Below are 21,728 nucleotides of genomic sequence, written 5' to 3' on the forward strand. Positions count from 1 at the left end.
TCAGGCTGATGGCCGGCGTACCGGGTATCTGAATTCAAGGAAAACACAGCACAACTCTTCAAACCAATAATATAAAGTGGCCTCGGTATAAGCTAAATCTATAGGGTATCCCATGCGAATCCGGCAGCTCGAGTGCTTCAGAACTTTGATGATCCACGGCACGATGACCCGAGCGGCAGAGCTGTTGAGTATTTCCCAGCCCGCCATTAGCAGCACCATCGCCAATCTGGAGCATGAGACGGGCTTGAAGCTGTTCGTGCGCAAAGGTGGTCGGCTGCAACCTACGCCGGAAGCACGGCTGTTTTTCGTTGAAGCTGAACGGGCGCTGGAGGCGGTGGAAAAAACCAATCGGGTCGCCAAGGAAATCCGAACGGGAAAACGAGGCCATCTGGCGATCGCCGCCTACGCCAGTATCTCGATCAACCTGTTGCCACGGGTGATGGCCGGGTTCGCGAAAGAGCGTCCGGGGCTTGAGCTGAAAATCATTACCCGAAACTCTCAGTCTGTCCGTGAGCTAATGAACACGCAGCAATTCGACCTGGCCATTGCCGAGTTGCCCCTCGACTACCCCACCTCCAGCATGGAAGTGATCTCGTATGAATGTCAGTGCATGGTGCCGCTCGGCCATCCCCTCGCTCAACTGGAGGTGATCACCCCGTCGGATCTGGATGGCGTACCCTTCGTTTCACTGTTCAAGGGCGACCCTATCTACCAACAGTTGGCCATGGCTTTTTCGGCGCACGGGTCAGCCTGGAACGTGGTGGCCGAGACTGAGTTCTTCTCGACGGCGTGCGAATTGGTTTGCGCTGGCATGGGTGTCGGGATCGTCGACCCAGTGGTCAGCTGGCCCTTCACCAAAAATCTGGTTCTCAAGCCCTTCTCGCCAGCGATCAGATACGAAATTGCACTGTTGCTTCCCACGCAGGAAGAGCCCTCGCAACTGGCACGAGAATTTGCCCATTTCCTCAAGCAACACCTTTAACGATGCTGCCGATGGTTGAAAATTGACCATAACCGAGCCGGGCGAGTGGCCGGATTCTGGAGAGGTCGATACGTCCGTCAGTGAGGCAGGCATCATTGATATGAACGCCGACCACCCGCCCGATGATCAGCAGATTTTCCTCTAGCTCCGATGGAAGCTCGACGGCTTCTAACAACACGCACTCAATGTGTATTGGCGATGCTTTGACTCGTGGAGGCTTCACCAATGAGGACGCTTCGAACTCCAGTCCCGCCCGTTCAAACTCATTGATTTCGGGCCGCTCCACATCACTGGTCGTCCGGACCTGAACACGCAGATCAAAGCTGGCCATGTTGCAGACGAATTCTCCGGTTTCAAGGACGTTTCTGGCTGTGTCTTTAGCACCGTGTGCATGACGGCCATTGGAGCCGAACACCACAATCGGCGGGTTCTGCGACAGCGCATTGAAGAAGCTGTAAGGCGCGAGATTCGGTACCCCGTTTTTACCGAGTGTGGAAATCCATCCGACAGGTCTGGGGACCACACAACTCATCCAATGCTGGTTGATCTCTTCATCATTACGGCCAACTACAAGAAACATGAAATACCCTCCCGAGTTCAGTGATAGCGGGAGTGGAACACCATTGCCGGTCAATAAATAATATTGAATCTTGCACTGACTATAAGTGAATCTTATACAACCATAGATGGATGGGCGTTGCCTGTTAATCTGGCGCTGGAAACGCTCGGTACCAATCGATACTCCTCCGCTGTAAGCATCCGGTGACACATCACCTCATTTCCCAAGGCCGGAAGGTTTGCTTACCATCATCTTACATCCATGGCACAGACCTCGAAGCGAATGGGCCGACGGTAACTTCCTGTTCCGGGTGCTGCCGAAAGCAGACCTTGACGAACGTCCGCTTTGGGTTGTGGATTCAACCGGTCACGACAGGCAGCAATCGGCCAAAAGCTGTCTGTCGATTCCGCCGAATAAAACACAGGCGATCTGCTTCTTATTGCCGCTCAATGCGGTCCACAGAAACGTGGGTGATACAGATATCCAGTTCGAAGCCTGTATCGAGCGCTTTTTTGGAGCACTTTGATAAGTCAACGCGCCTCTTTACTCTGGTCTTTCAGCTTCTGCGTAGCCTCCTCTTTCTCCTTCTTAGCTTCCATGATCAATTGGTAGGCAATGTAGTACTTGTAGATATTGCTAACGTAGGTAACCGTCTCCGCACCGATCTTCTCGGCGGCAACATACTCAACGTTGTGAAACCAGACGTTCGGATCGAGTCCACGCAGGGCGGCTTCTTTACGAAGTTTGGAAATCCTGCCCGCACCTGCATTGTAGGAAGCGAAGGCGAACAGGGCCTTGTCCAAGTTGGTCATGGGCTCCTTGCCATAGTACTGGTCGATCATCCAACGCATGTACTTGATCCCGGCATTAATGTTTGGTTCGACTTCAGCAATGTTGCCGACGCCAAGTTCCTTGCCGGTGGCGGGCATGACCTGCATGACACCAATGGCGCCCACCTTGCTCTTGGCTGCCTGATTCAGTTGAGACTCCTGGTATCCCTGGGCTGCCATCAGTAACCAGTCCACAGAGTATTTGTCCCCGTACCGCTGGAAGTACTGAATCAATGCGATAAATTTCTTGCGTTCGGACTCGGCGGTGGAGGCCTTCACATATTTTTCGTTGATCAAATAACGGGTCAGAAGCATGTTCCCGGTGGTAGTCCCTTGGCCGTGGCGAGCAATGAAACCATTGACAGCAGCCTGGAGCTGCGGACTGCCCTTGCGGACTGCCCTTGCGGATCGCCCAGGCGATTTCGCCGCCGGTGCGTAAGGTGATCTCATCATGCACCGTGATATTCGGGAAGACCTTCTTCCAGAAAACCGCCTTGTGCTTATCCACGACGATCAAAGGAATCATGCCGGCGCTCAGCATCTCTATCAGGTCCTCATCCTCCAAAGCTTCCGGTGCCTCCTTGAGGATTACCGCAGGTTTGTTCTCGCTGACGAAGCGCTGATTGAGGGCTATCAGGCTCTCGTAATAACTGGAGGACTTGCGAACGAAGACTACCTGTCCCGCTAACTCGTCCACGTTGGCCACTGCGGGCGAGTCGGGACCGGATACCACTACCTCGCTGACGTTGCGATAAACAGGCGAGGAAAAATCGACTAGGTTCTTGCGCGCCTCGATCACAGTTAGGTTAGACGCCGCAATATCGCCCTTGCCGGCAATCAACGCCGGCAGCAGTTCATCCCGAGCGACAGGAATGAACACCACCCGCACTTTCAGAGCCTTGTGTTTCAGTTTTTTATCCTTGGCCAGTTCCTTGTTCAGATCCTCCTCGAATACGCGAAAAGCGTCGTAAGTCAGACCGCGCTGGACACCCCTATCGACAAAATAGAAAGTTTTGCTGTAGACCGACAAGACGCGAATGACCCGTCGTTCGATCATCCCGTCGAGATCACCAGTCCACGGCTTCGCGATCTCGATCGAGATGGTGAGTTGCTCGCGTTGCGGTGTCTGAGGGGACGACTTTGTCTCGACTGCGGCATAGATCTGGCCAGCGAAAAACGTGAGCGCCGCAACGGTGTAGATGATCGGAGCTAAGCGTGCAAAAAGACGACCTGAACGGTGTATTACCAGATCGCGCGCGCCCAACATGGTCAGTGCTCCACAAGTTGTTTTCGCCTAACTTGTTCCAACTGCTCCGTCCCTAAGTTCAGCCGTGCCAAGATGGCCAAGACCATTCATCCAGAAGAACACAGCAAAGCTTAGTTCAGTGATGACAGCCGTTCCATGCCTGGTTGCCGGATGCTTGATCTGGAGGTCGCGCCATAGCAGAACGATTCAGAGATGCTATCGTTCCAACAATCGCAAGCGATCAGAATGCATAGAGAGTGACTGATCGACGTCAAAAAACCAGTCGCTTCGAAGCAGCCGACACCTGTAGACGATCGTTGAATCGACGCCACGGGCAATCGGATCGAACACTTTTCGAGTGATGCATGACTATGAAAATCACCAGTCTGGTTGTCGCGCTGCTTGTACTGATACAAGGCTTACAAGGCTGCACCATGACGCCGCCTCGCCTACCCGCGGTGCCGTCCGAATTGACGGCGAGAGCGCAGATTCCGGGAATGACCGGGGTGCGTTATGTCGGTGGCGGAGACATGACAGAGCTGAACCGAGTTGCGCTAGAAGCGCTGCAGCGGGAACAGGCTTACCTCGTGAAGCTGGGGCACAAGGGCCCCATGCCGCCAGTGACATATCTGGCAATTTCGGGCGGTGGAGACAATGGCGCGTTCACCGCGGGGTTGTTGAATGGCTGGACGGTTACAGGAAAGCGCCCTGAATTCAAACTCGTTACCGGAATCAGCACGGGCGCACTGATTGCGCCTTTCGCCTTTCTCGGGCCGAAGTATGACGCAACGCTGAAGCGGGTCTATACCACTCTATCGCCCAAAGACGTCATTGCACCGCGCAGCTTTATCTCAGGCGTTTTGAGCGACGCAATGTCGGACAATGCGCCGCTGTTGAAGCTGACGCGCCAATCAGTGACCGAGGACATGCTCAAGGAGGTCGCCGCCGAGTACGCGAAGGGCCGCTTTCTGTTGGTCGCTACCGCAGACCTCGATGCGCGTCGCCCCATTATCTGGGACATGGGAAAAATCGCGACCTATGGTGGTCCTGAGGCATTGGACCTTTTCGTGAAAATCATGATCGCTTCCGCCTCTATTCCAGGAGGATTTCCGCCGATGATGATCGATGTGGAAGTCGACGGTAAACCCTATCAGGAAATGCACGTCGACGGCGGCATCATGGCGCAGGTATTCGCTTACCCGGCCGGGATCCGTATCAACGAGGAAGCTGCAAAAGCGGGAGTCACCCGCGAGCGTAAACTCTACGTGATACGCAACGCGCGACTCGATCCGGACTGGGCGCAGGTCGAGCGCAGCACGATGAGCATCGCTGGGCGCTCGATCGCCTCGTTGATCCACAGCCAGGGCATCGGCGACCTCTACCGGATCTACGCCACCACCCAGCGCGACGGTGTGGACTTCAATCTTGGGTTCATACCGGCGAGTTTCAACTTCCCCCACAAGGAAGAGTTCGACAACGAGTACATGCGCAAGCTCTACGCCACCGGTTATGACATGGCGCTGCAGAGTTTCCCGTGGCTCAAAGTGCCGCCCGGATTCGCTTCTCCGGGTACAACAACGGGAAAATAAGCTCGATTTCGTTGAGCAAAGGAGTGGAAATGTCTCCTAGCAAAAAAACCAAAGGTACAACAAAAACAGCGGAAGTCACGGAGGACGCGCCGGTCTTTCATTGCTGATCTCTTTCACGGAGGAATGACGTTTTCGAACGCTGACCTACTCCCTTCTCTGCTCTTCAAGATCAATCATAACTTACTAGCCCTCGAAGCCGCGATCATGGAGCTTACCCTTTGGATCGAGCAGCGCGGCTCGGGTGAGATTGGAGGCAATGTGCATAATGCGTTGGCAACAATCAGCAAGAACGAAGAGTTAATCAACATGACGCTAGCGATGGCCATGACGCCTGAATGACTTTTTCCTGACAGACAGCAATCCGCCAAAAGCAGTCCCTTTTTTTGGGGGAACCTCAGCTGTAATTTGTCGATCGATTCTAATGTAGGTGAAAAGAGATTAGATGGTGATTTATGACGGCGACCGAGGATCTGATTGTTTGGAATGGTCGATGGCAAATTGCTAATGGCATCGTGTCTTGCCGAACTTGCCACGCCCAGCAAAAAGAGATTGATCGTGTTGACGCGTTTCAACACTCCCCAGATTGCGGGTACGCAGGACAACGGTGTAACCCGTGGAATGACCTGGATTTGATCTGTAAAAAATTCGGGAGTACTCCTAGATCCACGCAAGCACGCAATGGTTTTTGATTGATACTGCAATGTCCGATATGGGGCGACTGCTGCCCGTCACGACAGACAGAAGTCGGCTGTGGATTCAGGTCCACAGCGCAGATGCGTTCAAACTCGTCCTCATCGTAGGTGCGTAGGGTCGCCGGCGCGCCGCGCCAGGAAATACCGGCGTTGGCAAATGCCACGTCGAGACGCCCGAACTGCTTGACGGCCTTACGCACCACTGATTTCGTCGCATCGGCATCGGCATCGGCATCGGCATCGGCATCGGCATCGGCATCGGCATCGGCATCGGTGACGTCGTGCTGGAGGTTGCTGGCTAGTACTCCCCTATGAACATAAATCGATGAACAATATCCCCACGATTCTGCCTATACTCCCCCAGAGCAAGGAGACGGTCCTCTTATGAACACATGACATCGCCCACAAGTTAAATGCTGTATTAAAGCAGATCCCCGCCTCAGTTCTGAGGTCCACAGCTCTAGCTCTCTGAACCAACTCTTTGAATTCTCGCGAACTGATTTGTAGATTTGCCATCGATGCTTCAGACATTAAGTTTTCGTGCTCACCCTGCGATGTGTCCGAAGCAATATCGACGCTGGATCAGTGGGAATCCACGAGCAATAAGAAACCGCTTGCTACCCGGTTTTCAGGGCGTCTTTGAACTATGATTTTCTCTGGGATACCGGAGGCGACAGCCACTCTTTCTCCCCGTGGTCGCTTGGCCCAGGCGATCTTCGGGTCGATAAATCCAAAGGCGTCGAGGGTCGCACCCAGTTGCCGAAGATGGTCCAGGATGCGATGAGGTGAACGGCCCAAGGCACTTTCGTCTGACACCCTGAAACGGAGAAGCCAACGTGAACACCTTGAAACTTCACCCTGCACTGGACAATGGTCTCCAGCCTGCCGCTGCGAATTTCACAGGAGGCACCCTGCAATGCTTGTGTGCGACCGACAAGGTCGAGGTCAAGATCGACGCACAAACCCTGCATAACCACGCGTGCGGCTGCAGCAAATGCTGGAAACCGCAAAACGCGACATTCGCCGTCATTGCCGTAGTACCTCGGGATAAGGTCAGCGTCACTGCCCACGGTGAAAAACTGGCAATTGTCGACGAAACCGCCACCATTCAGCGGCACGCCTGCAAGCAGTGCCACGCCCATCTCTTCGGGCGCATCGAGAACAAAGACCATGCATTTTATGGTCTGGACTTCGTCCACACCGAGCTCTCCCCCCAAAGTGGATGGGCTGCGCCGAGCTTCGCGGCGTTCGTGTCGTCCATCATCGAAACCGGCACACCGCCAGCACAAATGAAGGCCATCCGTGAGCGCCTGCGCTCGATCGGCCTGGAGCCCTATGACTGCCTGTCCCCGGACTTGATGGACGCACTGGCGACTCATGTCGCCAAACAGAAAGGCCTGCTCCCCGCCGCCTGATTGATCGGCCGCCGCGGTTTCTTCGTCGGACCGCGGCCCCGACATCCCAAAAAAACCACTTCCCGCACAGTGAAATGACGCTGACTACTGCCATTCGCACCGCTGCCACTTCTGCACTTGCCGCCCGCTACCTCGCCCGACCGGACAGTCGCCGAATGGCACTTATCGGCAACGGTTCGCAGAGCGAATTCCAAGCCCTGGCACTCGATGTAAGGCTTCGGGCCTGACTCCACTCGACTCTCCATAGCGTTCACCTGGCGGCCCCTTCGGCTGCCAGGCGGAACCCTGAACAAGGTCTCGGTCTTTTGAGCTTTTTTTCAGCGCCATCCGCTGCGCGAGCCACCCGGTCCAGTGCGGACTCGCCACCTGAATGATCGTCAACAAACCGTTATTTCTCCAAAACATCTCATAACCGCTAATCAGCTTTATCTGTTTTTTGACGCTTCCCCGATATGCGGTCACAACTTTTGCGCTCCGGTGGGTCATAACACGGTAGCTGCCGATGGAGTATTGGCATCTGCCGAGGTTTTCGCCTGACACGGAGATAAACTCATGATTTTCAATGTCCAAAATTTTGGCGCCAAAGGAGATGGCATCACTGACGATACGGCGGCGATACAAAATGCAATTGATGCGGCGGCCGCTGCAGGCGGGGGGCAGGTGTACATGCCGACCGGAACTTACATCGTTTCGGGAGGTGAGGAACCCTCCGACGGCTGCCTGATGCTCAAGAGTAACGTCTACCTTTACGGCGACGGCATGGGCGCAACCACCGTCAAGGTGGCTGACGGTTCCGACACCAAGATCACCGGAGTCATCCGCTCCGCCTATGGCGAGCAAACCCACGACTTCGGTGTCAGCAACCTCACCATCGACGGCAACCGTGACAACACCACGGGCAAGATCGACGGTTGGTTCAACGGCTACATTCCCGGCGAAGCGGGCTACGACTCCAACGTCACCCTCGACAGCGTCGAGATCAAGGATTGCTCCGGGTACGGTTTCGACCCCCACGAGCAGACCGTGAACATGGTCATCAGCAACAGCGTGTCCCACGGCAACGGCCTGGACGGTTTCGTTGCCGACTTCCTCAGCGACAGCACCTTCGAAAACAACGTCGCCTACGACAACGACCGGCACGGTTTCAACATCGTCACCAGCACCCACGACTTCACACTCACCAATAACGTTGCCTACAACAACGGCGGCACTGGCATCGTCGTGCAGCGCGGCAGCGAGGACATCCCCTCCCCCAGCAACATAACCATCACCGGTGGCGAGGTGTACGGCAACGGCGCCGAAGGGGTGCTGATCAAACTGTCCAGCGAGGTGACCGTCAGTGGCGTCGACATTCACGACAACGCCAGTGCCGGGATCCGCATCTACGGCAGCAACCACGTCGAGATCATCGACAACACGCTCAACAACAATTCCCTGGGCAGCCCCGTACCGGAGATCATCATCCAGTCCTACGACGACACCCTGGGCGTGTCCGGCAAGTACTTCAACGGCAGCGATAACACCATCCAGGGCAACCTCATCACCGGCAGCAACCTGTCGACCTATGGCGTTGCAGAGCGCAATGAAGACGGCACTGATCGCAACGCCATCATCGGCAACACCATCAGCCACACCAGCAACGGTGCCACGCTGGTCTATGGCGACGGCAGCTACGTCAGCGCCACGGTGCCGATGACCACCGTGCAAGGTACGGCTGGCAACGACACCCTGCTGGGCAGCGCCGCCAGCGAGATTTTCTACGGCGTTGCCGGCAACGACACCCTCAATGGCGGGGCCGGTGGCGACATTCTGGTGGGTGGTGCAGGCATCGACAAACTCACCGGCGGTACCGGCGCCGATACGTTCCGTTTCGCCGCTCAGTCCGACAGTTACCGCAACGCGACCACAAGCTTTGATGACACCATCACCGACTTCGACGTCACCCAGGACAAGATCGACCTCGCCGGCCTCGGCTTCACAGACATAGGCAATGGCCGTGGCGGCACCCTGCAGGTCAGCTACAGCGCCAGCAGCGACCGCACCTACATCAAGGACTACGACGCCGACGCCAGTGGCAATCGTTTCGAGCTGATCCTCTCGGGCAACCTGACCAGCACCCTGACGGCCAATAACTTCATCTTTAATCGGGTGATCACCGGCACCAGCGGCAGCGACTCGTTGTTGGGCAGCGATTCGGCCGACACCCTGTTCGGCCTGGCCGGCAACGACAGCCTCAGTGGCGGCGCGGGCGACGACAAACTCGACGGCGGCGCCGGCATGGACACCCTCACCGGCGGTGCCGGGTCGGACACGTTCGTGTTTTCCAATCGCCTGGACAGTTACCGCAACTACAACACCGGCGGTGCCAACCTTGGCGACCTGATCACCGATTTCGATTTCACCGCCGACAAGATCGACCTCTCGGCCATGGGTTTCACCGGCCTGGGGGATGGCAAGAACAACACCGTATACCTGGTGCTCAACAGTGCCGGCACCAAGACTTACATCAAGTCCCTGACCGCCGACGCCAATGGCAACCGCTTCGAAGTGGCACTGGACGGCAACCACCTCGACAAACTGACCAGCGCCAATTTCATCTTCGCCACCTCGTCACCGACCAACCAGGCGCCGGTGCTGACCACGCCGCTGCTGGATCAGAACGCCACCGAAAACACCGTGTTCAGCTACGTGGTGCCGGCCACCAGCTTCACCGATCCGGACAATGACAGCCTCAGCTACACCGCCACCCTGGCCGATGGCAGCGCCCTGCCCGCGTGGCTGAGCTTCAATGCCAGCAACCTGACCTTCACCGGCACGCCGACCAGCACCGCGTCCGGTAATTACAACGTGCTGGTCAGAGCCACGGACCCGGCCGGTGCATCGGTCAGCGATAGCTTCGCCCTGGCGGTGGCCGATGCGCCCGCCAACACCGTCACCGGCACCAACAATGCCGAAACCCTCAACGGCACGGCGGGTGCCGACCTGATCCTCGGCCTCGGTGGCAACGACACGATCAAGGCCGGCACCGGCGCGGATATCGTCGACGGCGGCGCCGGACGCGACTCGCTGTACGGCGGCGACGGTGCCGACACCTTCCGCTACAGCAACGTGCTCGACAGCTACCGCGACTACGACACCGGCGGTGTCACGGCCACCGACACGATTTATGACTTCACCGCGGGCGTCGACAAGATCGATGTTTCGGGCCTGGGCTTTCTCGGCCTCGGCGATGGCCACCATGGCACGTTGTACATCACCCTCAACGCGGCCGGCGACAAGACCTACATCAAGTCCGCCGAAACGGATGCCGATGGCAATCGTTTTGAAATCGCGCTCTTCGGCAACTACCTCAACACCCTGACCGCCAGCGACTTCGTGTTCGGCGAGAGCACCCAGCAGGACATCCTCTATCTGCCCACCCTCGGCCAATCCAATGCGCGCCTGCTGCGCATGACGGAGGACGACAATCAGTCCGGCACCTCGATGCTGGTCAACGACCTGGACCGCTACACCCCCTATGACGTGCGCAGCCAGTTCACCGATGCCGATGGCAACGGCATCGACATCGCGGTGGGCGGCAGCACGGTCACCGGCCTCTCGACGCTGAGCGCCGGGGAACTCGAGTTGTGCTGGTGGCTGACCGACACCAACCAGCCCGGGGCCGCGTTGTTGCGCGCCGTGACGCTGCTGCGGGGTCAGCTCAGCGAACTCCAATCGATCAGTAACGTCACCATGGGCATCATTTGGGGCCAGGGCGAGGAAGCAGCCCAGGAGATCGCCCGAGCCACGGACAAAGCAGCGGCAGCAGCGGCGTACAAGGCCGCGACCCTGAAGGTGTTTGATTACCTGCATGCCCAGTTCGGCAACTTCAGCGTGTACATGATGGAAACCGGTCACTACGAACAGGACGCAGCGCGTGCCCGTGGTTATTCGGAGGAGAAAATTGCCTCCATCGTCGAGGGGGGTGGTTATGTACGCGCAGCCCAGGAAGCCATCGCCGCCGAGCGCGCCGACGTCAAGCTGGCGGTGGACTACACCGACCTCCCCTTGCGCCACGAAGTCGATCCGCTGGCGTATCCCGACGACGTCTGGCACCTGCACGAGGAGTCGGCGGAGATCGTCGGCCAGCGCCTGGCCGACTACATTGCCAATGACCTTGGCTTCCAGGGCAACCCCAACGACAACAACAGCGTGCAGGACATTTTCGACAACGCCCGGAACATGATTTCCGGTACCGACCAGGCGGATACCCTGGCGGGCAGCTCGGGCAACGACACGCTGGATGGCAAACTGGGCGCCGACACCATGACCGGTGGCAATGGCAACGACGTCTATGTGGTCGATAACGCGTTCGACCGCGTGGTGGAAACCAACACCTCGACCTCGCAGATCGATACGGTGCAGGCCTCGGTCAGCTGGACCCTGGGCGCCAATCTCGAGAACCTGGTGCTCACCGGCGTGTCGGACATCAACGGCACCGGCAATGAGCGGCACAACTTCATCACCGGCAATGCCGCCAATAACGTGCTCAATGGTGCCGCAGGGGCCGACAGCATGAGCGGCGGCGATGGCAACGATACCTACTATGTCGACAACGCCCACGACGCAGTGATCGAGACCAACAGCAATGCGGCGCCTGGAGGAGTCGACAGTGTGCACAGCAGCCTGGCGGCCTTTACCCTCAGCAATAACGTTGAACATCTGTATGTCGATAGCACTGGCGCCGCCAATGGCACGGGCAACGCGTTGGACAACACGCTGTTCGCCGGAGCCGGCAACAACGTGCTGGACGGACGCGATGGCATTGACACGGTGTCTTTTGAGCGCGCCCTGTCCGGCGTTACCGTAAACCTCTCGACGTCAGCGCAACAAAACACCACGGGTTCCGGGCTCGACACCTTGAAATTCTGCGAAAACCTGACGGGAAGCGCCTACGCCGATAGTCTCTCGGGCAACAGCGCCGCGAACGTTCTGAACGGTGGTGCGGGCAACGACTCACTGGTGGGCGGTTCGGGCGATGACCGGCTGATCGGCGGTACAGGCACCGACAACCTCATCGGTGGCACTGGCGCGGATACCTTCGCGTTCAGTGCGTTGTCGGACATGGGCGTCGGGGCTTTGCGCGATGTGGTCAACGGTTTCAAGAGCACCGAGGGCGATCTTCTGGATTTCACCGGCCTGGACGCCAACCCGCTGACCACCGCTGTCGACACCTTCGCCTTCATCGGCAGCAATGCCTTCGACCCTGCCAACGCCACCGGTCAACTGCGCTTTGCCAATGGCATTCTCCAGGGCAGTGTCAACGCCGACGCCACCCCCGAGTTCGAAATCCAACTGGTGGGCGTCCAGGAGCTGCACGCCAGCGATTTCACAGCCTTGGGTTAAGCCCACACCCTGCGGTAGTGCGCCTGGGGCGGGTGTGCGCGATTGAAGCCAGCCGTATCTCCCTCGAAAGGGGCAGCATCGCTGGAGATCCCGGCGCCCTTTACATCGACTGCGCGGATCAGTGGCCATCCTGGTCGTGCGCTGGCGCTGGCGCGCTTTCTCGACCTCAAACGCCTTGCACAGCCAGACAAGCGCATGAACCGGACTTTTTCGTCTAACTTCATTGGATGCGTTTGCATGATCCACTTCCTCTGAAAATGGAGTTTGACGATGAAAACAATCTTTTCCTGGCTGACGATTTCGCTTTTTGGTCTGTTGCTTGGCGGCTGTGCCGCGGTGGGCGCCGGGAGCGGAGGCGCTGGCGAGATGGAGATCCGCTCGGGGAAAATCGAGCAGATCACACAGACCCAGATGCAGACCAATCACGATAGCGGCGTCGGTGCCATCTTGGGCGGTATTGGTGGTCTGGGCCTGGGTAGCCTGATCGGCCAGGGTACCGGCCGGGATGTGGCGATGGTCGCCGGAGCTCTCGCGGGGGCGGCAGGCGGCAACTACGTCGAAAAGAAAAAATATGATCAGCCCGTGGACGCACAGCAGATCATCGTTCGCACCCAGAGCGGCGTACTGGTTTCGGTAACGCAGCCGATCAACCCGACGCTGAGAAAAGGCATGAACGTGTACGTCGAGGGTGCCGGAAACGAAGCGCGGGTGGTACCACAAAGCTAGGATGGCTACCGGACGTTGCGCAGCGGACAAATGAGCCGTCGTCACTGGCTGCGCAACATCCTCATGGCGAGCGAGTACGGTTGACACTCAATGACTCATGCACGACCTCAGGCCAATTGCTGGCAACCCATGGATCTATACCTCTTGCGCACTTAAACTTTGAGTCTCTCGCCCTCCTCGCCGATTGTTGAACGGGTTTCATGACTGAGCAAGCCAAGTACCATCACGTGTCCGAAGTACCAGGCCTGGTGCTGGGGTCCGCACGTTTTGCGGATGTCGGCTTCGATCGCCATTACCACCTCGATTTCCACATTGGTTTTGTCACCGAAGGCATCCAGCGTCATCGAGCGAAAGGCGAGTCGTTTCTTTTGGGGCCGGGAAGTGTTGCCCTGATGCCGCCGGGTGAAATCCACGACGGTGTATCCGAAGACGGCGGCGCTTATACGCTCAAGACATTCCGTCTATCCCAGGCGCTGGTCGCGAGCCTGGCCGAGGAGATCAGCGGTCAACCGAAAGAGCTTGAATTGACCGGTGTGTTGCTCGAAGACACGGGGCTTGCCGGCAAGCTGCGCGGGTTGCACGATGCAATGCAGCAGGCCGTTGGCCCCGGCAGCCTCGCGGTGCAGACGCAATGGTTCACCCTCCTTGAACAGCTGTTGAGCCAGTCACGGGCAATCAAGCCCGAAACGATTACCGGCTCGCTATCACCCCTGCAATGGTCTCGCGTCAGGGACTATTGTTTCAGCCACATCGATGAGCGAATCACCCTCGATGATCTCGCCGGACTATGTGGGCTGGGGCGTTTCCCGTTTCTCAAGCAGTTCAAGCGGACCATCGGCATGACGCCCCACGCATGGCTGCTTCGCCTGCGTCTCGAACGGGCGTGTGGCCTGCTGTCTGGCAGCGAGCAACCGATCATCGATGTCGCCCACGCCGTCGGCTTCTACGATCAAAGCCATTTCAACCGCGCCTTTCGACAGGCATTCGGCGTCGCGCCATCACGCTACAGGACTTAGGCCGTCGACCAACGGCGAGCGTCAATTTTTTACAAGCGCAACAACCGTCCCCCTCCATAGGATGCGCCAATCCGGGCGAAACACCTTCGCCTGCGCAGCCGAGAACTGGATGATGAACGGTGAAACAAGCAGACCGCCCGCGCTGGGTTTTTCAAGTGACAACATCGCCGGTGCATCGCCGGAGGTGGCACAGGCCCTCGTCAAACACAGCTCGGGCCAGGCGGGTCCCTATGGCACCGACGAGTTGACGGCACAGGTCAAGCGCAAGTTCTGCGAGATCTTCGAGCGCGACGTGGAGGTCTTTCTCGTGCCCACCGGCACCGCCGCCAACGCCCTGTGCCTGAGTGCGATGACACCACCCTGGGGCAACATCTACTGCCACCCGGCCAGCCATATCAACAACGATGAATGCGGCGCGCCCGAGTTCTTTTCCAACGGCGCGAAGCTGATGACCGTCGACGGCCCGGCGGCCAAGCTGGATATCGTCCGATTGCGCGAGCGCACTCGCGAAAAAGTCGGCGACGTACACACGACCCAGCCCGCCTGCGTCAGCATCACTCAGGCCACTGAAGTCGGCAGCATCTACACCCTGGATGAAATCGCAGCCATTGGTGACATCTGCAAGTCCTCTTCCCTGGGATTGCATATGGATGGATCGCGTTTTGCCAACGCCCTGGTGTCGCTTGGCTGCTCCCCGGCCGAGATGACGTGGAAGGCCGGCGTGGATGCCCTGTCGTTCGGTGCCACCAAGAACGGCGTGCTGGCGGCGGAAGCGATCGTCCTGTTCAACACCTCCCTTGCCACCGAGATGAGTTACCGCCGCAAACGTGCAGGCCATCTCTCTTCCAAGATGCGTTTTCTGTCGGCGCAGATCGATGCGTACCTGACCGACGATCTCTGGCTGCGCAATGCACGCAAGGCCAACGCTGCCGCCCAGCGCCTGGCGCAAGGGCTTGAGGGCCTGGGTGGCGTCGAGGTGCTCGGCGGCACCGAGGCGAACATCCTGTTCTGCCGGCTGGACTCGGCAATGATCGATGCGCTGCTGAAGGCCGGCTTCGGGTTCTACCATGATCGCTGGGGACCGAATGTCGTTCGCTTTGTCACCTCGTTCGCCACCACCGCCGAGGATGTCGATCACCTGTTGAACCAGGTGAGGCGAGCTGCTGACCGGCCACAAGAACGTTAGTTGATCGCAAGTGGCGGCTGTGCTCGCTCTGGTTTCAATGAGCAGCCGCCAAAGCGGAGTTTACGCCGTCGATGTCATTTACCGCCCGGGCCCGGCTTCGATGTGGTTGAATTGACTGCTTCGCTCAACAATGCTCAGCACAGGAGACATCCGCTTGAGCCTGGAAGCAGAATGCATCTCGAGCCGCCCGCGATGAAAATCGGCGTCATCTCCGACACCCACGGTTTGCTCCGCCCCGAAGCCATTGCCGCCCTGCAAGGCTGTGATCGCATCCTTCACGCGGGTGACATCGGTAGCGAGGCGATCCTCGACCAATTGGCCGCAATCGCGCCGGTGGATGCGGTGCGGGGCAACAATGACCTGGACGCATCCTGGGCGCGGGAGTTGCCCGATTGTCTGCACCTGGAGCTCAACGGCTGGACGGTGCTGCTGGTGCATGACATCGCCGACGTGGCGGCCGATCTTGATAGCCGCATCAAGCTGGTGATCACCGGTCATTCCCACAAACCGCGCATCGACTGGCGCGGTGAACGGCTATTCCTGAATCCCGGCAGTGCCGGCCGCCGACGCTTCAAGTTGCCTGTCACCCTGGCGTTGCTTGAAGTGGTTGACCAGTCAATCGAACCGAGGCTGGTGTCGCTGCTCGACTGAATCGCCTTCAACCGTTCGATTCACGACTCGCCGGCAACCACCCTCACTCTGTGGCAGTCGGACGGTCCGAGTTTTTGGCCGCTCGAGGAGCGAACTTCAATCGGCATCAGGGACTGGCCGTACTCATTGTCCAACAGCACTGAACGCGTCTCGTCCCCCGTGAACAGAAACCGTTCGCCCCACTGCCTCATACTGACCACCACAGGAAAGATCTCACGCCCTTTCTCCGTCAGGACGTATTCCTTGTAGGCACTTCCATCCGACGCCGGTTGAACGTCGAATACACCGACCTCAACCAACGTCTTCAGGCGCGATGCCAGAATGTTCCTGGCCACCCCCAGACTTTTTTGAAATTCGCTGAATCGGCGAATGTCGTCAAACGCGTCGCGAATGATCATGAGCGACCAACGATCCCCGATGGCTTCCAGTGTTCGTGCTACCGGGCATTCGCTGCTTTGCGATAAAGGGTCTACGACCATCGTGTTTACCTTTTGGATAACGACTGCCAAGTCCGTCGACCGGTCTTGAGCAATGTGGTTGCAATATGAAACCTGATTCGATAACAATGAATCCAGTTGCTAATTGAAACCAGTTTAGCGCCACGGAGGCTCACGTGAAAGCAGATACCGATTCAGCCACCCATCCTTTCCTCGCGCAGGCTTCGGGGCTGTCTGCGCAACTCACGTTTCTATTTTCTGTCACCTGCGCGCTTGCCGTCGCCAACGTCTACTTCGCACAACCTTTACTCGATTCAATGGCCCGCAGCCTTGATGTTGCCCCATCAATGATCGGGTTTGTGGTGACGGCGACTCAAGTCGGTTACGCGCTGGGGTTGCTGTTCATCGTCCCTCTGGGCGACTTGTTAAACCGAAAAGGGCTGATTCTGACGCAAATGCTGCTGTCTGCGATTGCGCTGGCGGGAGTCGGCGCCGCACAGCAATGGCTGACCCTGTTGGGGGCCATGATCGCCGTGGGTTTGCTGGCCGTGATGGTTCAAGTGCTGGTGGCCTGCACCGCCGCGCTGGCAACGCCGTCACAACGTGGCCAGGCCGTGGGAACCGTCACCAGTGGCATTGTCCTGGGCATTCTTCTGGCGCGCTTCACCTCCGGGCTGATCGCCGATCTGGCGGGCTGGCGCGCCGTGTATTTCGTTTCCTCGGGATTGATGCTGACCCTCGCGGCGGTGTTCTGGAAAGTGTTGCCTGCGGCAGTGACGCCACGCAGTCGATACACCTATCCGGCACTCATCCGCTCACTCTTCACGCTGTTCATGACCGAACCGGTGTTGCGCATCAGGGGCCTGCTGGCCTTGTTGATCTTCGCCGCTTTTTCCGTGCTCTGGACATCCATGGTGCTGCCGTTGAGCGCCCCACCACTGTCGCTTTCGCACACGGTCATCGGCCTGTTTGGCCTGGCGGGCGTCGCCGGCGCCCTTGCGGCCAGAAGATCCGGGCGCTGGGCCGACCAGGGTTTGGGGCAACGCGTCACCGGTATTTCGCTGGCGATCCTGACGCTGTCCTGGCTGCCCATCGCCTTTGCACAGTCGTCACTGATCGCGCTGGCTTGTGGAGTGGTCTTGCTCGACTTCGCTGTGCAGGCCGTACACGTCACCAACCAGAGCCTGATTTTCGCGGCACGGCCCGACGCCCATAGCCGCATGGTAGGCGCCTACATGTGCTTTTACTCGGTGGGCAGCGCGCTGGGTGCCGCCGCCGCGACGCAGGTTTATGCGCTATGGGGGTGGGTTGCCGTCAGCTTGCTGGGCGCTTCGATCAGTGTCACGGCCCTGGTGCTGTGGTTGTTCACCTTCCAACTGTCAACGGGTCCCAAAGCCGACCTCGCGCCTGAGTCAAGCATCGACCTGCAACTCATGCAGAAGAAACCCCAGTGAATCCGGGGCTGCGCAATGACTTTTTGCCGAGCGTTGTTCATCCCACGACATAGCATCATCGGTGCAGAAATCTCCAACACACTCCATGCTCAACTCGCCATCGAGAAGTCCAAGCGGAATCCAGTAGTAAGGCGTTTCGCGAAGAACATTAGGCACGGTCGAGCCACATCGTGAGCAAAAGTCATTTCTGTACCCGCTGGGTTTGCGCCACCCCGTGATCGTCCCTTGCCCTTCCTCCCACCGGAAGTCGCGAGCGTTGACCAGCGTGGCAAGATTATGGCCAACCCCGGTTTGCTTGCGGCACAGGGTGCAATGGCAGCGATAGAAAAATCGGGGTTCAACCGCCAGGGAAAAACGTACCGCCCCGCAAAGACATTGCCCTGATGCCATGAGTATCTCCCTTGAAAAATGCTTCATCCGTATTTGCCGGTTAGTGGGTTGGTACTGGAAAAGGGGGACTGTCCTGTTACTGGCCCCCTGTTGCCACGTCGGCTTGGCAAAATGATAACCTTGGGCTTTTCCTGCCCCTATTTTACGCAGCTCCCCACTAGCCCCCCTGCATTTCAATGACGTTGAACCTATCAGTCGTCGTTGTCATCACGATCACGGTAGCGACGGTGATCGCGATCATAGTCACGACGATCATAGTCACGGTCATAACCTTGATCATCGTCCCCTCTCTGGTCGTAACCACGTCGATGGTCATGATCGTGATATCGCCCGTACCGCTCTCCGTCATCCCAGTGCGGGCCGCACCCTCCCAACAAGACGGCGCTGGAAATGGCCACGATCAAGATTACTGCGCGATTCATATGAACGTCCTAAACGTCGGAAGTATGGAAGGGTCATGGCTGCTCGAAACCTTCGTCCGGGCAGTGTTCAGACATAGCTATGACCATTCGGTAACCCAATGATTCCGCTGAAAAATACAAACAAGTGACAGTCACTCCCCCATCGAACGCCCGCCGAGACAGCCCAGGCCTGTCATCAATAGCCAAGGGGCTGTCGTCGAATGAAAAGCGCCCCTGATAAGGGGGCTATCTAATGGCAGTACTGAAAAAGTCTCTGGTGATGAGTCGACGTAAGCGACTGCTGCGCCTGAGTCACGAGTTGCCTGGTACGCCAGGCAGGAGAATAACAATATGACATTCGTGAAAAGTCTTCTGGCTGCCGTACCCCTCATGGCGCTGGCGATCGATGCCCACGCCTATGTATCGAGCCAGGAAGCCGCCCGGCTGGGCACCAGCCTGACGTGGGTGGGAGCCGAAAAGGCCGGTAATGCCGACGGTTCCATTCCGCCCTACAACGGTGGCCTGACCACTGCGCCGCCCGGTTTCAAGACCGGCGACAGCATGCGCCCGGACCCCTTCGCGGGCGAAAGACCGTTGCTGGTGATCAACGGCAAGAACGTCGAAGCTTACAAAGGCATGCTGACCGCCACCACTGTAGCGTTGGCCAAGCGCTACCCCGCCTTTCGCGTCGACGTCTATCCGACCCACCGCACGGCATCGCTCCCACAGGCGGTACTGGACAACAGCCGCAGAAATGCCACCAACGCCAGGTCCCTCAACGGCGGGATCGCCATCGACAATGTGATGCCTGGGGTGCCTTTCCCGATTCCGCAATCCGGCGCCGAAGCGATGTGGAATTTCCTGCTGCGCTACCAAGGCGTCAACATCCACTCCAAGTACGACTCCTGGAGCGTCGACACGGCGGGTGTACCGAGCCTGGCGGTCACCGGCGAGGCATTCGTCTCCTTCCCGATCTACGAGAACCTGTCGAAACCGTTCAACAGCTCCGACATCTACTATCAGTTGAAACTGTCCTATACCGGACCTGCGCGCCGAGCCGGCGAATCGATCATGCTCAAGAACGCGACCAACCCGGCGGAGTTCCCTGGCCGCGCCTGGCAGTACATGCCTGCCCAGCGCCGCGTCAAACAGATCTCGATCCTGGCCTACGACACCCCCAACCCCGGTACCGCTCGTGCACTCGAGCTGTACGACTGGACGCTGGTGGGCAAGCAGGAAATGATCGTGCCCTACAACACTTACAAACTCACCTACGCTCGCGCTGCCAAGTCGCTGACCACGCCTGACTTCATTTCCCCGGACTTCGTACGTTGGGAAAAGCACCGGGTCTACGTCGTGGAGGGCAACCTCAAGCCGGGGGCGAAGCACATCTACCAGAAGCGCCGCTTCTACCTGGATGAAGACACCTGGGCCGCGGTGGCCTCCGATCAGTACGACACCAGTGGCCAGCTATACCGCGGCTCCTTCGCGTTCTTCAGCCAGAGCTACGACCAGCAGGTCCCGGACGCCACCCCTTTCATGACTTACGACCTGTCCAAAGGCACCTACAACATTAATGGCGTGGTGGGCCCCCATGGCGGCATCCGCTACATCGAGCCGCTATCGACGGCGCAGTGGGTGCCAGAATCCATGGCGGGTGCCGGTATCCGTTAGGTCCGCGGCGAACTCCCGATCATGCATGACCGATGAATAGCAAAGCCCCCAGGTTCAAAAGAACCAGGGGGCTTGAGATTTCGGGTGAATGTTTTCGTGCAGATAAGGAGCGATTGCAACACGCCAACCCTAGCGTTTGTCCTTGAAAAACGGGACTCTAATAACCCTTGAAACGATCAACCTCATTCAAGAATGGTCTACCCTCTCGCTCTCTCTGAAGGTTCTCGACGATCACTGCCACACCCCCTTCAATCTGCACATCACTCGCGATGTGCGGGGTCAACAGTACTCGAGGGTGTTTCCAAAAAGGGTTGCCCGGGGACGCAGGTTCCTGTGTCAGGACGTCCAGCACTGCGCCTCCCACGCGGCCTTCATTGAGCGCTGCAAGCAGATCTTGCTCAACCAGGTGGGCACCACGCCCCACGTTGATCAGCCCCGCTCCCTGAGGCAGTCGAGCTAGCGTTGCAGCATTGAGTATGCCCTTTGTTTCGGGGGTCAGCGGCAACATGTTCACAACGATGTCGCACTGAGCTAAAAACTCATCCAGTTGCCCAGGTCCGACATAACAACGCCCTCCAGGAACATCCTTCAAGGAGCGATTCCAGCCACTGAGTTGAAATCCCAATGGTTGAAGACGACCAAGCGCAGCTCGCCCCAGATTACCAAGCCCCATGACGCCAACTCGCCGCTGCGAACCAAGCACGATTGGCCTGGGTTGCCAGCGTCCTTCGCGTTGATCCTGCTGATACGCGAGGATGTCTCGATGCAGGGCAAGGACGGCAAACAAAACATACTCGGCCATGATGCCGGCCATCGAGTCATCAACCAGTCGGACGAGCGAGACCCCTGCCGCCAAACCGGCCAGATCGAACTGATCGACGCCAGCCCCCGCAGCGTAAAGGACTCGAAGATTGCAAAACTGATCAGCAAATTTGGGGAGAGGCTCCCAGGCCAGGAGGTAACGCACCTCTGCCGGGTTACCTGCATCAGGCCATTCGCGGAACTCCAGTTCAGGCGCCATCGATGACAGGCAATCACGCCACTTCTGCGCATCGGCCGGGTCTGCCATGTACAGGATGCACATTGAAAGCTCCT

General features: G+C 58.1%; 19 protein-coding genes and 2 pseudogenes. 13 read left to right on the forward strand and 8 right to left on the reverse strand.

Annotated features, from left to right (window positions below; all coding sequences use genetic code 11):
- Positions 1-112: 112 nt before the first annotated feature.
- Positions 113-982, forward strand: a complete 870-nt coding sequence (locus tag AC1RS8_RS06175) for a LysR substrate-binding domain-containing protein (protein ID WP_489338442.1) — start codon at positions 113-115, stop codon at positions 980-982.
- Here AC1RS8_RS06175 and AC1RS8_RS06180 read toward each other — a convergent pair.
- Positions 966-1,562: a flavin reductase family protein gene (locus AC1RS8_RS06180; RefSeq protein WP_489338441.1), complete on the reverse strand. Its 597-nt coding sequence runs from the start codon at positions 1,560-1,562 to the stop codon at positions 966-968. The two genes, AC1RS8_RS06175 and AC1RS8_RS06180, sit on opposite strands and share 17 nt — an antisense overlap.
- 217 nt (positions 1,563-1,779) lie before the next feature.
- On the opposite strand from AC1RS8_RS06180, the gene AC1RS8_RS06185 reads away from it, so the two are divergent.
- Complete coding sequence (locus tag AC1RS8_RS06185; RefSeq protein WP_131726867.1) at positions 1,780-2,067, forward strand: hypothetical protein; 288 nt, start codon at positions 1,780-1,782, stop codon at positions 2,065-2,067.
- A gap of 4 nt (positions 2,068-2,071) precedes the next feature.
- Here AC1RS8_RS06185 and AC1RS8_RS06190 read toward each other — a convergent pair whose 3' ends face one another.
- Together AC1RS8_RS06190 and AC1RS8_RS06195 are read right to left on the reverse strand one after the other, a co-directional pair.
- Complete coding sequence (locus AC1RS8_RS06190) at positions 2,072-2,824, reverse strand: transglycosylase SLT domain-containing protein (protein WP_493162475.1); 753 nt, start codon at positions 2,822-2,824, stop codon at positions 2,072-2,074.
- 169 nt (positions 2,825-2,993) lie between these two features.
- Positions 2,994-3,638 (reverse strand): annotated as a pseudogene (locus AC1RS8_RS06195) (transporter substrate-binding domain-containing protein); the annotation flags it as partial.
- Positions 3,639-3,982: 344 nt separating this feature from the next.
- On the opposite strand from AC1RS8_RS06195, the gene AC1RS8_RS06200 reads away from it, so the two are divergent.
- Positions 3,983-5,206 carry a patatin-like phospholipase family protein gene (locus tag AC1RS8_RS06200; RefSeq protein WP_224795386.1) on the forward strand — a complete coding sequence of 408 codons (1,224 nt, stop codon included), beginning with the start codon at positions 3,983-3,985 and terminating at the stop codon, positions 5,204-5,206.
- Between the two features lie 123 nt (positions 5,207-5,329).
- Positions 5,330-5,545, forward strand: a complete 216-nt coding sequence (locus AC1RS8_RS06205) for a hypothetical protein (RefSeq protein WP_057714843.1) — start codon at positions 5,330-5,332, stop codon at positions 5,543-5,545.
- Positions 5,546-5,774: 229 nt separating this feature from the next.
- On the opposite strand, the gene AC1RS8_RS06210 is transcribed toward AC1RS8_RS06205, so the two are convergent.
- On the reverse strand, positions 5,775-6,221 hold the full coding sequence (locus tag AC1RS8_RS06210; protein WP_493162482.1) for an SDR family oxidoreductase: 447 nt from the start codon (positions 6,219-6,221) through the stop codon (positions 5,775-5,777).
- A 513-nt stretch (positions 6,222-6,734) separates the two neighbouring features.
- Between AC1RS8_RS06210 and gfa the strand changes: the two genes are divergently transcribed.
- The 7 genes and pseudogenes from gfa to AC1RS8_RS06245 all read left to right on the forward strand — a co-directional run bounded on the left by gfa (position 6,735) and on the right by AC1RS8_RS06245 (position 16,277).
- Positions 6,735-7,313 carry an S-(hydroxymethyl)glutathione synthase gene (gene gfa, locus AC1RS8_RS06215; RefSeq protein ID WP_057714844.1) on the forward strand — a complete coding sequence of 193 codons (579 nt, stop codon included), beginning with the start codon at positions 6,735-6,737 and terminating at the stop codon, positions 7,311-7,313.
- 68 nt (positions 7,314-7,381) lie between these two features.
- Positions 7,382-7,531 (forward strand): annotated as a pseudogene (locus AC1RS8_RS06220) (ornithine cyclodeaminase); the annotation flags it as partial.
- Between the two features lie 334 nt (positions 7,532-7,865).
- Positions 7,866-12,698 (forward strand): M10 family metallopeptidase C-terminal domain-containing protein, encoded by a 4,833-nt coding sequence (locus AC1RS8_RS06225; protein WP_489338439.1) that lies wholly within the window; start codon positions 7,866-7,868, stop codon positions 12,696-12,698.
- A gap of 270 nt (positions 12,699-12,968) precedes the next feature.
- Entirely contained in the window at positions 12,969-13,424 is a 456-nt protein-coding gene (locus tag AC1RS8_RS06230) for a glycine zipper 2TM domain-containing protein (RefSeq protein ID WP_154946429.1), read from the forward strand.
- 200 nt (positions 13,425-13,624) lie between these two features.
- Complete coding sequence (locus AC1RS8_RS06235) at positions 13,625-14,440, forward strand: AraC family transcriptional regulator (protein ID WP_489338438.1); 816 nt, start codon at positions 13,625-13,627, stop codon at positions 14,438-14,440.
- Positions 14,441-14,549: 109 nt separating this feature from the next.
- Positions 14,550-15,626 (forward strand): threonine aldolase family protein, encoded by a 1,077-nt coding sequence (locus AC1RS8_RS06240; RefSeq protein WP_489338437.1) that lies wholly within the window; start codon positions 14,550-14,552, stop codon positions 15,624-15,626.
- 192 nt (positions 15,627-15,818) lie between these two features.
- Positions 15,819-16,277 (forward strand): metallophosphoesterase family protein, encoded by a 459-nt coding sequence (locus AC1RS8_RS06245; protein WP_489340623.1) that lies wholly within the window; start codon positions 15,819-15,821, stop codon positions 16,275-16,277.
- Between the two features lie 20 nt (positions 16,278-16,297).
- Here AC1RS8_RS06245 and AC1RS8_RS06250 read toward each other — a convergent pair whose 3' ends face one another.
- Positions 16,298-16,756: a winged helix-turn-helix transcriptional regulator gene (locus tag AC1RS8_RS06250; RefSeq protein WP_489338436.1), complete on the reverse strand. Its 459-nt coding sequence runs from the start codon at positions 16,754-16,756 to the stop codon at positions 16,298-16,300.
- A 134-nt stretch (positions 16,757-16,890) separates the two neighbouring features.
- On the opposite strand from AC1RS8_RS06250, the gene AC1RS8_RS06255 reads away from it, so the two are divergent.
- Positions 16,891-18,168, forward strand: a complete 1,278-nt coding sequence (locus AC1RS8_RS06255; RefSeq protein ID WP_489338435.1) for an MFS transporter — start codon at positions 16,891-16,893, stop codon at positions 18,166-18,168.
- Here the strand turns inward: AC1RS8_RS06255 and AC1RS8_RS06260 are convergent.
- Together AC1RS8_RS06260 and AC1RS8_RS06265 are read right to left on the reverse strand one after the other, a co-directional pair.
- Positions 18,127-18,558, reverse strand: coding sequence for a GFA family protein (locus tag AC1RS8_RS06260; RefSeq protein WP_340311892.1), 432 nt, complete (start codon positions 18,556-18,558; stop codon positions 18,127-18,129). The genes AC1RS8_RS06255 and AC1RS8_RS06260 overlap by 42 nt on opposite strands.
- A 191-nt stretch (positions 18,559-18,749) precedes the next feature.
- Positions 18,750-18,980 (reverse strand): hypothetical protein, encoded by a 231-nt coding sequence (locus tag AC1RS8_RS06265; protein ID WP_340311891.1) that lies wholly within the window; start codon positions 18,978-18,980, stop codon positions 18,750-18,752.
- Between the two features lie 330 nt (positions 18,981-19,310).
- Here AC1RS8_RS06265 and AC1RS8_RS06270 point away from each other — a divergent pair, with 330 nt between their 5' ends.
- Positions 19,311-20,633, forward strand: coding sequence for a DUF1329 domain-containing protein (locus tag AC1RS8_RS06270; RefSeq protein ID WP_489338434.1), 1,323 nt, complete (start codon positions 19,311-19,313; stop codon positions 20,631-20,633).
- Between the two features lie 157 nt (positions 20,634-20,790).
- Here AC1RS8_RS06270 and AC1RS8_RS06275 read toward each other — a convergent pair whose 3' ends face one another.
- Positions 20,791-21,717, reverse strand: a complete 927-nt coding sequence (locus AC1RS8_RS06275; RefSeq protein ID WP_493162476.1) for a 2-hydroxyacid dehydrogenase — start codon at positions 21,715-21,717, stop codon at positions 20,791-20,793.
- Between the last annotated feature and the right edge of the window lie 11 nt (positions 21,718-21,728).

This window comes from Pseudomonas sp. GW821-FHT12A04 (genome assembly GCF_058807755.1).

Excerpts from the sequence above, each read along its gene's own strand:
- AC1RS8_RS06200 (WP_224795386.1), top strand. The coding sequence starts at position 3,983 with ATGACTATGAAAATCACCAGTCTGGTTGTCGCGCTGCTTGTACTGATA.
- AC1RS8_RS06240 (WP_489338437.1), top strand. The coding sequence starts at position 14,550 with ATGATGAACGGTGAAACAAGCAGACCGCCCGCGCTGGGTTTTTCAAGT.
- AC1RS8_RS06230 (WP_154946429.1), top strand. The coding sequence starts at position 12,969 with ATGAAAACAATCTTTTCCTGGCTGACGATTTCGCTTTTTGGTCTGTTG.
- AC1RS8_RS06270 (WP_489338434.1), top strand. The coding sequence starts at position 19,311 with ATGACATTCGTGAAAAGTCTTCTGGCTGCCGTACCCCTCATGGCGCTG.
- AC1RS8_RS06180 (WP_489338441.1), bottom strand. The coding sequence starts at position 1,562 with ATGTTTCTTGTAGTTGGCCGTAATGATGAAGAGATCAACCAGCATTGG.
- AC1RS8_RS06225 (WP_489338439.1), top strand. The coding sequence starts at position 7,866 with ATGATTTTCAATGTCCAAAATTTTGGCGCCAAAGGAGATGGCATCACT.
- AC1RS8_RS06245 (WP_489340623.1), top strand. The coding sequence starts at position 15,819 with ATGAAAATCGGCGTCATCTCCGACACCCACGGTTTGCTCCGCCCCGAA.
- AC1RS8_RS06265 (WP_340311891.1), bottom strand. The coding sequence starts at position 18,980 with ATGAATCGCGCAGTAATCTTGATCGTGGCCATTTCCAGCGCCGTCTTG.
- AC1RS8_RS06190 (WP_493162475.1), bottom strand. The coding sequence starts at position 2,824 with ATGATGAGATCACCTTACGCACCGGCGGCGAAATCGCCTGGGCGATCC.
- AC1RS8_RS06250 (WP_489338436.1), bottom strand. The coding sequence starts at position 16,756 with ATGGTCGTAGACCCTTTATCGCAAAGCAGCGAATGCCCGGTAGCACGA.
- AC1RS8_RS06260 (WP_340311892.1), bottom strand. The coding sequence starts at position 18,558 with ATGGCATCAGGGCAATGTCTTTGCGGGGCGGTACGTTTTTCCCTGGCG.
- AC1RS8_RS06275 (WP_493162476.1), bottom strand. The coding sequence starts at position 21,717 with ATGTGCATCCTGTACATGGCAGACCCGGCCGATGCGCAGAAGTGGCGT.
- AC1RS8_RS06235 (WP_489338438.1), top strand. The coding sequence starts at position 13,625 with ATGACTGAGCAAGCCAAGTACCATCACGTGTCCGAAGTACCAGGCCTG.
- AC1RS8_RS06175 (WP_489338442.1), top strand. The coding sequence starts at position 113 with ATGCGAATCCGGCAGCTCGAGTGCTTCAGAACTTTGATGATCCACGGC.
- AC1RS8_RS06205 (WP_057714843.1), top strand. The coding sequence starts at position 5,330 with ATGACGTTTTCGAACGCTGACCTACTCCCTTCTCTGCTCTTCAAGATC.